Raw genomic sequence first — 12,571 nt, 5'->3', positions numbered from 1 at the left:
CACCAAAGAGTGCCGGGGTATTCTGAAACCCGCCCCTCCGATCCCGCCATCAGCATGTGTTTGTGATCCGGGGAATCGGGTTAGACTTCTCCCCGGAAGAACTGAATCATTGATTTTACGGAGGATTTTGCGATGACGAACAGCGAATGTTCGATAGGTATCATAGGTGGTTCGGGCATGCTTGGGCGCGCCATTTCACACGCATTGCTGGATCGCAAGATCATACCCGCATCGGACTTCTGGGTTTCCAACCGGAGTGGCAGCACAGCAGGATTCGAGCACTTCCCCGACATTAATGTCACCAGCGACAACAAACAATTGTCCGACGCCTGCAAGATCATCATCCTCTCGGTGCCTCCCGCATTGGCATCTGAAATTTCCATTCATGTCGCGGACCGTCTGGTAATTTCTGTCATGGCGGGGGTCACTGTCAGCGAACTCCAGGCCCTCACCGGCTCCGATCGGATCGTCCGGGCCATGAGCAGTCCAGCTGCTGACCTTGGTCTGGCCTACAGTCCGTGGGTCGCCACTGCACAAGTTGATGCAGCCGATCGCGCCTGGGTCACAAAGATCTTCAAGGCCTGCGGAACCACCGATGAAATCGATGATGAAGCCCATCTGGATCATTTCACAGCCATGACAGGCCCTGTCCCGGGTTTTGTGGCATTTTACGCCAAATGCATGGTTGACTATGCCGTCACGGCAGGAATTTCACCTGCCATCGCCGACCGGGCAGTCCGCCAACTCTTCCTGGCGTCGGGTGCCATGCTCGCGCACGGCAAGCCCACGCCCTCAGAGCATGTGCAGGAAATGATCGATTATGCCGGCACCACCGCGGCAGGATTGATCTCGATGCAGAATTCGCCGATCCCGGAGGCGATTGCCGAAGGGCTTGAGGCCGCAGTCAAGAAGGCAAGAAACATCCGCTGAACACGCGGCCGCATCAGGCTTGCTGAACGCTTCAGAGCGCCAGGGTTTCGATCAGTTCGACATCAAATTCGCGGCAGATGCCCCTGATCTTGTCGTTTGGACATCTATCCGTGACAAAAGTATCGACCTGCTCCAGATGTCCTATCCGCACCGGCGCAGTGCGTTCGAACTTGGTCGAATCTGCGACCAGGATCACTTGCCGGGCATTGGCGATGATCGCCTGGGCCACTTTGACCTCGCGAAAATCATAATCCAGCAATGCGCCGTCGTGATCAATCGCCGAAGCGCCGATCACCGCGTAATCCACCTTGAACTGGCGGATGAAATCCACCGCAGCCTCGCCGACAATGCCGCCGTCTGAAGCGCGCACCACGCCACCGGCGATCACGACTTCGAATTGCGGATGCGTCCGCATGCGGTTTGCAACGTTGATATTGTTGGTGATGACCATCAACCGCCCATGACGCAGCAGGGCCTGGCTGACCGCTTCGGTCGTCGTTCCGATATTGATGAACAGCGAGGCATTGTCCGGAATCAGATTGGCGGCGGCGGCGCCAATGGTCTGCTTTTCCTCCGCGGCTATCTTGCCGCGCTGGGCATATTCCATGTTTTGCGTGCTCGACGGAATAACCGCGCCACCATGAATGCGCATCAGCAACTGCCGTTCGCACAAATCATTGAGGTCCTTGCGGATGGTCTGCGGCGTCACATCAAAGCGGGTGGCCAGATCATCAACCAGAACTCTTCCCTCGATCTTGGCTAGTTCAATGATTTCAGAATGGCGCGGGGCGAGATACATGGGCAAAAGCATCCAGGGTTCGTTGGTTTCGTGCCCAGTTTAAAACGAAAGAAACGAAAACCACAATGCGCCTGGCCGTTTCCGGCTGATCAAAACCGTTCAGGCCGTACCACCTCGACGTCGGAAATGGTGATCACCCCCATCTGGGCGCTGACCACATCGAAGATGTCGGCGAGAACCCGATCAAGGTCCTGAGGGTCAAGCACCACCAGCACCATCACCATTTGACCGGCATCGCCAATCATCCCTTCCCGGTCCCATTCGCCCTCAGATCCTGAGCCTGATAGCGCGGGAAACACGGTAAATCCCTTGACGCCCGCCTGGGTGAGATGGCGCTGGACGCGCTTGAGGATGGGCCGCTCGCAAATGATCTGGATCTGCTTTTTGGCATAAGTATGCATGGTGATCTCCACGGTTACCCGACCGCCATCCGCGCCAGCGCTATGTAGGCTGGGATGCCGATGGTCAGATTCATTGGAAAAGTAATCCCGAGCGACAAGGTAAGATAGATCGAGGGCTTGGCTTCGGGAAGCGCAAGCCGCAAGGCAGCGGGCACGGCGATATAGGAGGCCGAGGCGCCGAGAACCATCAACAGCGCCACACCACCCGTCGACAGTCCGATGGCCAGCCCGGCAGCCAGCGCGAACACCGCACCGACATAGGGCATCACCAGCCCGAACAGCACCAGCCCCGGGCTCATGTGCTTCCATCCCGAACGGATACCGCGCCCTGCCACAGCGCCCATGTCGAGCAGGAACAGGCACAAAACGCCCTTGAACGGATCAACGATGAATGGACCGATTTCCGCAAGCCCCTTGGGGCCGGACAGAAAACCGATCACAAACGAACCGATCAGCACCACCACCGAGGAGTTCAACATCACTTCGGTCATCAGCCCTTCCTGGCGCCCATCGGCCTTGGCCGGCGATGCACGCGCTGAACTCCCGGCATGGGCCAGATAGAGCGCCACCAGGATCGCGGGTGTTTCCATCACCGCGGCAACCGCCACCAGATAGCCTTCGAAAGACAGGCCTGCGACCCGCAATGCCTCGCTGGCGGCAACAAAGGTGACAATCGAGATCGAGCCGTAATGCGCCGCAACCGCCGCGCGGTCGACCCGGTCAAGCCGCGCCATCACGCTCAGCAGCGCAAAGGCCACCAGCGGAATCAGCGCCGAAAGCACCATCCCCGCAACCAGTGCAAGCACGATATCGATCCCGAGCCCATGCACCGCCACCGCGACACCGCCCTTGAAACCGATGGCAAGCATCAAATAGATCGACAGGGTCTTGGCCACGGCTTCCGGCAAGGTCAGATGCGAGCCCGCCATTGTGCCCAAGAAGCCAAGCGCAAAAAACAAGACTGCCGGTGACAACAGGTTCGCACTCGCGAGCGCCAGAATATCTTGCATGAACCGCCAAAGCCCCCTGTCGCCCATTCCCGCCTGAAGAGCCATATGGAGAGCACCCGCCGCGTCTTCCAGTAGGCCACACCACAAACTTTGGTAGGGCAGACCAGCTCAATTCTGCGCCGTGCGCCGCCTCAGGATATCGGCAAAAAACACCGCTGCATCATGTTGCCGGTCGATGTCGCGGGTGATCAATCCCACCGCTCCCATGGTCGAGCTGGTGTCGATCGGCAGCTCGACGAATTCACCCGATGCGATTTCAGCAGACACCACCCCACGCGAGATGATCCAGATCGCATCAATGGACCGCAAAAAAGCCCGGCCAAAACTGTCGGACACCGTCTCGACCGCTTGCACCGGCGGCGCCATGCCTTGTTCCAGCATCACTCGCGCGACAAACGGATGGATGATTGATCCTGCAGGCGGCACCAGCACCGGATGGTGCGCCAGAATGTCGGCCGCCACCTGGCGATGGCCGGAAAGCGGATGGTTTTTGGAAACGACAAAGACCACCCGATCCCGGTAAAGCGGTTCAAACCGCAGACTGGCCATCATTTCCGGCGCAGGCATCCGTCCCATCACCAGATCAAGGTCTCCCCTGCGCAATTGATCCAGAAGCACCCAGTTTTCGCCAGTGATCACCCGGAGTGGACTTCTGAGACCGGAATCGAGGAACTCGGCCACCGCACCCGGCATGATGGTCGCCGATACGGTCGGCAGCGCGCCGATACGCACCGGCGGCCCCGAGGATGTGGCAACATTGGCAAGTGCCGCGATCCCGCCGCGAACCGCCGCAAGCCCGGACCCGGCATGCGACAGAAACACTTCGCCCTGATGCGACAGTCTTATGCCCCTGCCATCACGCTCGATCAGCGCCGCACCGACAATCTGTTCGAGTTCGCGAATGGTCCGCGTCACCGCCGGCTGGGTCAGCGACAAGGTAATCGCGGCCCGCCCGACGCTCTTCTGGCGGGCCACTTCGACAAAGGCTTCCAGATGCCGGATTTTAATGCGTCGCGAAATATCCATACCAGTTCCGGGATTATTATTGCCTCAAAAAATCATTATTCATTTCCATTTCAATATGTAAACTGTTTCCAGGGAATGAGACAGGGAGGATCGAATGCCGGATACCAAATCCATTGGCGAGCAAACGCGGCGCGCGGTGCTGGGCAATGCCCACGTCGACAGGTCGATCGCTGCCAAGACGCCCTTCGACGCCCCGTTTCAGGATCTGATCACCGTGAGCGCCTGGGAAGGGGTGTGGTCACGGCCGAACTGGAGCAAGCGCGACCGCTCGATTGTCACCATCGCACTGCTTGCTGCCCTCGGACACGAGGAAGAAGTCGCCATGCATGTCCGCGCGACAGTCAACACCGGCGCTACAGAAGACGATATTTGCGAGGCACTGATGCATGTTGCGATTTACGCAGGCGTCCCCGCAGCCAATACCGCGTTTCGCGTCGCCAAGCGGACCCTCGCAGAGATGAAGGCCGAACAGGGAGGGGCCAGCACATGAAGAACAGCCAGCCATCCGTCGCCAATTACTTCACCCGGGACCGGTCCTGGCATCCGAAAGCCTATGCGCCCGGCTACAAGTCATCGGTCCTGCGCTCGCCGACCCGCGCCCTGGTGGCCTTCGGCAACACCCTTTCCGAAACATCGGGCCCTGCCTTTGGTCATGACATCATCGGTCCGCTCGACAATGACATGATCCTCAATTTTGCCCAGTCAGGCCAGAGCGCCATCGGCGAACGCATCATGGTCCAGGGCCGGGTGCTCGATGAGCGCGGCCAGCCGGTTCCGGGCGTGCTGCTTGAATTCTGGCAGGCCAATGCCGGCGGGCGCTACCGCCACAAGAAGGACGGCTATCTGGCGCCGCTGGATCCGAATTTCGGAGGTTGCGGCCGCACCATCTCGGGTGATGATGGGGCTTACGCCTTTCGCACCGTCCGCCCCGGCCCCTACCCCTGGCCCAATGGCCCGAATGACTGGCGCCCGGCGCATATCCATTTTTCGGTCTTCGGCCACGGATTTGCCCAGCGGCTGATCACCCAGATGTATTTTCAAGGCGATCCGCTGATTCCGATCTGCCCGATCGTGCGTACCATCAACGATCCCAAGGCGATCGAGCAATTGACCGCGCGGCTCGACATGAACGCTTCTGCGCCGATGGATGCGCTGGCCTATCGCTTCGACGTCATCCTGCGCGGCAGCCGCTCGACGCTGTTTGAAAACCGGCTGGAGGGCAACTGAGATGACAAAATCCACCGACATACCGCTGTATCCCTTCAAGGAATCCCCGTCCCAGACCGCCGGCCCTTATGTCCATATCGGACTGACACCGAATTTCTGCGGAATTTCCGGTGTCTATGACGCCGATCTCGGCACCGCCATGGTCAACGACAAGACCAAGGGCGAGCGGATCACGCTGCAAGGCAGGGTCATCGACGGCGCCGGCAATCCGCTCACCGATGCGCTTGTCGAAATCTGGCAGGCCGACGCTGATGGGCGCTATCCTGACGGAGCCGAGCCCGGATTTTCCGGCTGGGGACGCGCCCCTGCCGATGCAAAAACCGGCATGTTCCGTTTCGACACCATCAAGCCCGGCCGGGTTTCCTATCCCGATGGCCGGATGCAGGCGCCGCACATCAACATCTGGATCGTCGCCCGCGGCATCAATCTGGGCCTCAACAGCCGGATCTATTTCGAGGACGAGGCCGAGGCCAATGCCGGTGATCCTGTGCTGCTGCGCATGGATCTGCAGGAGCGTGCCGGATCGCTGATCGCCAAGGGCAGTGGCTGCAGCTACAGCCATGACATCCACCTGCAGGGACCGCAGGAAACCGTGTTTTTCGATATCTGAGAGCTAAGCAAACCATGGCACACTTCATGACGCTGCCCGAAGCGGTGGCGCAAAACCTCCACTCTGGCGATATGGCAGCCTTCGAGGGGTTCACGCATCTCATTCCGCATGCCAGCGCGCATGAGGCCATTCGTCAGGGCGTCAAGGACCTGACCCTTGTGCGCATGACCCCCGATGTCGTCTATGACCAGTTCATCGGCATGGGCGCGGTCCGCAAGTTGATCTTCTCCTACGCCGGCAACCCCGGCGTCGGCCTGCTCCGGCGCTTGCGCGATTCCGTTGAAAACGGCTGGCCCAACCGGATCGAGATCGAGGAACACTCCCACGCCGCCGTGGCCAATGCCTATGAAGCCGGTGCTGCCGGCCTGCCGTTTGCTGCCTTCCGCGGCTACAAAGGCGCCGAGCTTGCCAAGGTCAACCCGAACATCAAATCGGTCACCTGCCCCTTCACCGGCGAGGAACTGGCTGCCGTTCCGGCGATCCGCCCGGATGTCAGCTTCATTCACGCCCAGAAAGCCGACCGCAAGGGCAATGTGTTGATCGAGGGCATTGTCGGGGTTCAGAAAGAGGCCGTGCTGGCCGCAAAGCGCTCGGTGGTCACCGTCGAGGAGATCGTCGATGATCTCGAGACCCACCCCAATGCCTGCGTGCTGCCCGGCTGGGCCGTCACCGCAATCTGCGTTGTCCCCGGCGGCGCCCATCCTTCCTATGCACACGGCTACTACCCGCGCGACAATGCCAGCTACATCGCCTGGGACAAGATCGCCGCCGATCGCGACACATTCCTGGCCTGGATGAAGGACAACGTTCTTGACGCCACGCCGGAAGATTTTGCCGACCGGATCAAACATTTGAGGAGCGCGTCATGAGCGGGACAGACTTCACCTCCACCGAAATGATGACCATCGCCGCCTCGCGGGCGCTGAAGAATACCGATGTCTGCTTCGTCGGCATTGGCGCGCCGTCGGCTGCCTGCAACATTGCCCGCCTCACCCATGCGCCAGATGTCACCTTGATCTATGAAAGCGGCACCATCGGCACAGCGCCGACGGTGCTGCCGCTGTCGATCGGCGATGGCGAACTTTGCGACACCGCCGTCACAACGGTTTCGGTGCCGGAAATGTTTCGCTACTGGCTGCAAGGTGGACGCGTGACCGTCGGTTTCCTTGGCGCCGCGCAGATCGACCGGTTCGGCAACATCAACACCACGGTCATTGGTGACTACGACCATCCCAAGACCCGCCTGCCCGGTGGCGGCGGTGCGCCCGAGATAGCCTCCTCATGCGGCGAGATCTTCATCACCATGAAGCAGTCGAAACGCGCCATGGTCGAAAAGATCGATTTCTTCACCAGCTTCGGCCACGGCGAAGGCGGGGATCATCGTCAGCGACTTGGAATAACCACCAAAGGTCCGACACTGATGGTGACAGACCTTGCGGTCTGGAAGCCTGATCCGGTAACACGGGAATTCACCGTGGTGTCGTTGCATCCTGGCGTGACGCGCGAAATGGTTCAGGCCGAATGCGGCTGGACCGTCCGCTTCGCCGACGCGCTTGATGAGACACCCGAACCGACCGGGATCGAACTGAAGACGCTGCGCGATCTCAATACCCGCACAAAAGCCGCCCATTCCGGCGGAAAAACTGGAGAAGCTGCCTGATGGCCGACGCTTTTATTTGTGATTATGTCCGCACCCCGATTGGCCGTTTTGGCGGCGCCCTCTCCGCTGTCCGCGCCGATGATCTGGGCGCCATCCCGATCCGGGCGCTCACCGAGCGCAATCCCGGCGTCGATTGGGAGAGCGTTGACGAGCTCTATTATGGCTGCGCCAACCAGGCCGGCGAAGACAACCGCAACGTCGCCCGCATGGCGGGCTTGCTGGCCGGGCTGCCGGTGACTGTTCCCGGAACCACCATCAACCGGCTCTGCGGCTCGGGCATGGACGCCGTGCTGGCAGCCGCGCGGATGATCCGCTCCAACGAAGCGGACCTCGTCATCGCCGGTGGTGTCGAAAGCATGTCGCGCGCACCGTTCGTCATTCCCAAGGCCGACAGCGCATTTTCGCGCAAGGCGGAAATCTACGACACCACCATCGGCTGGCGTTTCGTCAACCCGGTGATGAAAGCTCAGTACGGCATCGACTCCATGCCCGAAACCGGTGAGAACGTCGCTGCGGATTTCGGCATCACCCGCGAAGATCAGGACGCCTTCGCGCTGCGCAGCCAGACCCGTGCCGGCAAGGCTCAGGCCTCGGGCCGTTTCGCCAAGGAAATCGTCGCCGTCACAATCCCGCGCCGCAAGGGCGACCCGATTGTCGTCGACACCGACGAGCATCCCCGCCCCGAAACCACGCCGGAACAATTGGCCAAATTGCCCACACCGTTCCGCGCAGGCGGCTCTGTCACGGCGGGCAACGCCTCGGGCGTCAATGACGGTGCGGCAGCCTTGATCATTGCCAGCGAAGCAGCGGCGAAGAAATACGGTCTGACGCCGATCGCCCGCATTCTCGGCGGCGCTACCGCAGGTGTCGAGCCGCGGATCATGGGCATCGGCCCTGCCCCCGCAACCCAGAAGCTTTGCGACCGCCTCGGTCTCAGGCCTTCGGATTTTGGCGTGATCGAACTCAACGAAGCTTTCGCCAGCCAGGGCATTGCCGTGCTTCGCCAGCTTGGCCTCGACGAGAACGCCGAGCACATCAACCCCAATGGCGGCGCCATTGCGCTGGGCCATCCGCTCGGCATGTCCGGCGCCCGCATCACCGGCACCGCCGCACTGGAACTCGGCATCCGCAACGAGAAACTGGCGCTGGCCACCATGTGCATTGGCGTCGGCCAGGGCATCGCCATCGCGCTGGAACGGGTCTGACATGAGCACCGGCGGACAAGGCTGGGCGTCAGGACTGTTCAAGGATCGCGAGATCGCTGAGCAATTCTCGGATGCGGCCATGTTCGCCGGTTTCGCCCGCTTCGAACAGGCGCTGATCAACGCGCTTGCCGAGGCCGGTCTCGTCGAAGCTGAAGACGCGGCGCGGCTGGTCAGCCAGATTGCCGGATTTCAACCCGATCACCAAGCCACCGTCACAGCTGTTGTCCGCGACGGCTTGCCAGTGCCCGACTATGTCCGGCAACTGCGCGCTCATGTCTCCGGGCCGGGCAGTTCGATGCTGCATCACGGCGCCACCAGCCAGGACCTGATCGACACCGCCACGATTCAAGCGCTGGCAAGAACCAGTGACATTCTCGCCGCACGGCTCGACGCACTGCTGGCGCTGATCGCTGACCGCAGCAGCCGCGACGGCGGCAATTCGCTGCAAGCCATCACCCGTATGCAGGCGGCACTGCCTTTTGACGCATCCGAGCGGCTTTCGACCTGGATACACCCGCTTGAAGATCTGCGCGAACGGCTGACGGAGCTCAACCAACGCACACGGGTCCTGCAATTCGGCGGCGCCGTTGGTGATCTTCAGGCGCTTGGCGAAAAGGCCCCCATCGTCGCCCGTTCACTGGCGCAGCAACTTGATCTCCGCTGGCCCGGCCACAGCTGGCATTCGGCACGCGGACCGATCATCGCACATGCCAATTGGTTGTCGGAGCTCAGCGGCGCGCTCGGCAAGATCGGTCAGGACGTGGCCCTGATGGCACTGCGCGGCGAACAGGATATAGCTCTGTCCGGTGGCGGCTCGTCATCGGCCATGCCGCACAAGCAAAACCCGGTGACCGCCGAACGGCTTGTGACATTGGCCCGCTACAACGCCACGCTGATCTCCGGCATGCATCACGCGCAGATCCACGAGATGGAGCGCTCGGGTGCTGCCTGGATGCTGGAATGGATGATCCTGCCAAATATGAGTGAAACCGCAGGCGCCAGCCTAACCGCTGCCTGTGAATTGTTTCAATCCATCCAACGCATTGGAGAGCCGTCATGAAGACACTGTCGACCCAGGTCTGCATCATCGGCGCTGGCCCCTCGGGTCTGCTGCTGGGGCAATTGCTCAACGATGCCGGGATCGACACGGTCATCCTCGAACGCTCCAGTCTCGATCATGTGCTGGGCCGGGTCCGTGCCGGAGTGCTCGAACAGGGCACGGTGAAATTGCTCGAACAGGCCGGCGCCGGCGCACGCATGCGGGTCGAAGGCCTGCCGCACGACGGCTTTGCCATCACCCGCGAAAACGACGTCCACCGGATTGATCTCGCCAAACTGACCGCCGGCAAGAACGTCATGGTCTATGGCCAGACCGAGGTCACCAGGGACCTGGTCGATCGCCGCGCCGAAACCGGCGGCATCACGCATTACCAGGCCGAGACGGTTGAATTGCATGATTTTGACAGCGCCACCCCGCATGTCACCTGCCGCATTGACGGTGAGGAAGTCCGGATCGACTGCAGCTTCATCGCCGGCTGCGACGGATTTCATGGGGCCAGCCGACGCGCGGTTCCCGAAGACGCGATTCAGACTTTTGAGAAAGTCTATCCTTTCGGCTGGCTCGGCATCCTCTCCGACGTGCCACCGGTCAGCCACGAGCTGATCTACGCCAGCCATTCGCGCGGCTTTGCGCTGTGTTCGATGCGCTCGATGACGCGCAGCCGCTATTACATCCAGTGCAACGCGGGCGACAGCATCGAGGCATGGTCCGACGACCAGTTCTGGACCGAACTGCGCCGTCGATTGCCGCCGGAAATTGCAGAGACAATGGTCACCGGGCCATCCTTTGAAAAATCCATCGCACCACTGAGGTCCTTTGTCGCCGAACCGATGCGTTTCGGCAGCCTCTTCCTGGTCGGTGACGCCGCCCACATCGTGCCGCCAACCGGCGCCAAGGGCCTCAATCTTGCGGCGTCCGACGTGCATTATCTGTTTGAAGGCCTGCGCGGCCATTTCCTTGAACGTGATGCCTCGTTGCTTGACGCCTATTCCCAGCGGGCGCTGACCCGGGTGTGGCGCGCCGTGCGGTTTTCCTGGTGGATGACCACCATGCTGCACCGCTTTCCCGAACAGGCGCCATTTGAAGCGCGCATTCTCGAGACCGAACTCGGCTACACGCTGGACTCAGACGCAGCCAAAGCCGCGCTTGCGGAAAACTATGTCGGCCTGCCTTACTGAAGCCGATTTTTCAAAGTTTGTTCAGCTTGTATTCAGCATAATCTGACAATGATGACTTCATTGTTATTCGAGCCGCAGGTTGATTCCATGATGACAACGTCCCGATTTCGTTTCACCGCAGCGCTTTTGGCGGTTGGTGTTTTCACCAGCCCGCTGGCTTTTGCCGGTCCGTTTGATGGAGAACGCATGGTTCTCGTCGACACGGATGGTCGGTTGATGCGTCAGATCCCGGAAGCCGGATCGGTGCGTGTCATCATCGACAACCAGGGCCGCCGCCTGCTGGTGGACAACTGGAACGAGGTAATTGGTTTCGAAGTCCCGGCCTGGCAATACCAGCAGCAAAGCGGTGATCAACCGCCAGTCGCCAGTCGCCAGTTCGACCGGCGTCGTGAACCATCGGTTTTCCCGGAGCGGCCGTTGCCGCCGCGTGAGCAATTTCAACGCGACGAATTCGCCTCGACTCCTTCTGGCGCCGGCATCGAGCGCCGTGATCTCAACCCGATGACTGGTACGGTTCCTTCCGACTCCGAAGTCATCGGAGCACCGGCCACCAAAGCGCCATCCGTGCCGGCACAGCAGACAAAGGCGTCAGCCTTGTCAAAGGCGCAGGTCGCATCGCTGCAGGTCTATCTCGACCGCAACGGCGTTTCCCCCGGCGTGATTGACGGCCGCATGGGCTCCAATGTCACCAAGGCGCTTGATGCCTGGTACGAGGAAACCGGTGAGCGGATCGATCCTGCTGACACCGACCTGATCGTCAGTCGCCTGGCAGCCAGCGGCGGCCTGGCATTCTCGACCTACACCATCACCGCAGAAGATGCCGCAGGCCCGTTCCTGGCCTCTATCCCGAGCGATTATGCCGAAAAGGCACAACTCGACCGGCTCTCATTTACCTCGACGGTCGAAATGCTGGCCGAACGTTTTCACATGGACGAAGATTATCTCAAGGCGCTCAATCCCGGCGTCGATTTCACCCTGCCCGGCGTGCAGATCAAGGTGGTCGGCATCGGCGTGGAGAAGTCCGGTGTTGTCACCCGTATCGTTGCCGACAAGGCGCGCAAGCAGGTTCGTGCCTATGATGCCTCCGGCAAGCTGGTTTCGGCCTATCCGGCCACCATCGGCTCAAGCGATACGCCCTCACCATCGGGCGAAGTCACCGTCGAACGTGTGGCGCGCAACCCGGGCTACACCTACAATCCGAAAATCAATTTCACCCAAGGCAGCAATGACAAGATCCTGCAGGTTCCGCCGGGACCGAACGGCCCCGTCGGCACGATCTGGATTGCGCTGTCCAAGCCCACCTACGGCATTCACGGCACGCCCGAACCCTCGAAGATCGGCAAGACCGCATCGCATGGCTGTGTGCGCCTGACCAACTGGGATGCCGCCGAACTGGCCGGCATGGTGGCACCGGGTGTCAGCGTCAGCTTCATCGACTAGGACACCGTATACTCTGTGTCAGCAC

General features: G+C 60.9%; 14 protein-coding genes. 10 read left to right on the top strand and 4 right to left on the bottom strand.

Annotation, left to right across the window (positions count from 1 at the left end; genetic code table 11):
* Nucleotides 1-132: 132 nt before the first annotated feature.
* Entirely contained in the window at nucleotides 133-930 is a 798-nt protein-coding gene (locus tag IMCC20628_RS05460) for a pyrroline-5-carboxylate reductase dimerization domain-containing protein (protein ID WP_047029377.1), read from the top strand.
* Nucleotides 931-961: 31 nt separating this feature from the next.
* Here IMCC20628_RS05460 and IMCC20628_RS05455 read toward each other — a convergent pair whose 3' ends face one another.
* The 4 genes from IMCC20628_RS05455 to pcaQ form a co-directional block, all read right to left on the bottom strand.
* Nucleotides 962-1,729 (bottom strand): DeoR/GlpR family DNA-binding transcription regulator, encoded by a 768-nt coding sequence (locus IMCC20628_RS05455; protein ID WP_047029376.1) that lies wholly within the window; start codon nucleotides 1,727-1,729, stop codon nucleotides 962-964.
* 89 nt (nucleotides 1,730-1,818) lie between these two features.
* The gene (locus tag IMCC20628_RS05450) at nucleotides 1,819-2,130 is read right to left on the bottom strand and encodes a DUF190 domain-containing protein (RefSeq protein WP_047029375.1); all 312 of its coding nucleotides are present in this window, start codon (nucleotides 2,128-2,130) and stop codon (nucleotides 1,819-1,821) included.
* A gap of 14 nt (nucleotides 2,131-2,144) precedes the next feature.
* The gene (locus tag IMCC20628_RS05445; RefSeq protein WP_245307882.1) at nucleotides 2,145-3,185 is read right to left on the bottom strand and encodes a sodium-dependent bicarbonate transport family permease; all 1,041 of its coding nucleotides are present in this window, start codon (nucleotides 3,183-3,185) and stop codon (nucleotides 2,145-2,147) included.
* Between the two features lie 63 nt (nucleotides 3,186-3,248).
* The gene (pcaQ, locus tag IMCC20628_RS05440; RefSeq protein WP_047029374.1) at nucleotides 3,249-4,166 is read right to left on the bottom strand and encodes a pca operon transcription factor PcaQ; all 918 of its coding nucleotides are present in this window, start codon (nucleotides 4,164-4,166) and stop codon (nucleotides 3,249-3,251) included.
* A gap of 94 nt (nucleotides 4,167-4,260) precedes the next feature.
* Here pcaQ and pcaC point away from each other — a divergent pair, with 94 nt between their 5' ends.
* From pcaC to IMCC20628_RS05395, 9 genes are all read left to right on the top strand, one after another.
* Nucleotides 4,261-4,656: a 4-carboxymuconolactone decarboxylase gene (pcaC, locus tag IMCC20628_RS05435; protein WP_047029373.1), complete on the top strand. Its 396-nt coding sequence runs from the start codon at nucleotides 4,261-4,263 to the stop codon at nucleotides 4,654-4,656.
* Nucleotides 4,653-5,393 (top strand): protocatechuate 3,4-dioxygenase subunit beta, encoded by a 741-nt coding sequence (gene pcaH / locus IMCC20628_RS05430; protein WP_047029372.1) that lies wholly within the window; start codon nucleotides 4,653-4,655, stop codon nucleotides 5,391-5,393. Before pcaC ends, pcaH begins: the two co-directional genes overlap by 4 nt.
* A gap of 1 nt (nucleotide 5,394) precedes the next feature.
* Nucleotides 5,395-6,003, top strand: coding sequence for a protocatechuate 3,4-dioxygenase subunit alpha (gene pcaG / locus IMCC20628_RS05425; RefSeq protein ID WP_047029371.1), 609 nt, complete (start codon nucleotides 5,395-5,397; stop codon nucleotides 6,001-6,003).
* Between the two features lie 14 nt (nucleotides 6,004-6,017).
* On the top strand, nucleotides 6,018-6,872 hold the full coding sequence (locus IMCC20628_RS05420; protein ID WP_047029370.1) for a CoA transferase subunit A: 855 nt from the start codon (nucleotides 6,018-6,020) through the stop codon (nucleotides 6,870-6,872).
* Nucleotides 6,869-7,663 carry a CoA-transferase subunit beta gene (locus IMCC20628_RS05415; RefSeq protein WP_047029369.1) on the top strand — a complete coding sequence of 265 codons (795 nt, stop codon included), beginning with the start codon at nucleotides 6,869-6,871 and terminating at the stop codon, nucleotides 7,661-7,663. Before IMCC20628_RS05420 ends, IMCC20628_RS05415 begins: the two co-directional genes overlap by 4 nt.
* A complete protein-coding gene (gene pcaF / locus IMCC20628_RS05410; protein WP_047029368.1) occupies nucleotides 7,663-8,868 on the top strand; it encodes a 3-oxoadipyl-CoA thiolase in 1,206 nt (401 codons plus the stop codon). Before IMCC20628_RS05415 ends, pcaF begins: the two co-directional genes overlap by 1 nt.
* A gap of 1 nt (nucleotide 8,869) precedes the next feature.
* A complete protein-coding gene (locus IMCC20628_RS05405) occupies nucleotides 8,870-9,928 on the top strand; it encodes a 3-carboxy-cis,cis-muconate cycloisomerase (protein ID WP_047029367.1) in 1,059 nt (352 codons plus the stop codon).
* A 5-nt stretch (nucleotides 9,929-9,933) separates the two neighbouring features.
* Nucleotides 9,934-11,106, top strand: a complete 1,173-nt coding sequence (pobA, locus tag IMCC20628_RS05400) for a 4-hydroxybenzoate 3-monooxygenase (protein ID WP_047032281.1) — start codon at nucleotides 9,934-9,936, stop codon at nucleotides 11,104-11,106.
* Between the two features lie 87 nt (nucleotides 11,107-11,193).
* On the top strand, nucleotides 11,194-12,546 hold the full coding sequence (locus tag IMCC20628_RS05395) for a L,D-transpeptidase (protein WP_082128303.1): 1,353 nt from the start codon (nucleotides 11,194-11,196) through the stop codon (nucleotides 12,544-12,546).
* Nucleotides 12,547-12,571: the final 25 nt, after the last annotated feature.

It is taken from the genome of Hoeflea sp. IMCC20628 (genome assembly GCF_001011155.1).
Lineage (GTDB): Bacteria > Pseudomonadota > Alphaproteobacteria > Rhizobiales > Rhizobiaceae > Hoeflea.
This window is presented reverse-complemented; position numbering and strand designations above follow the sequence as displayed.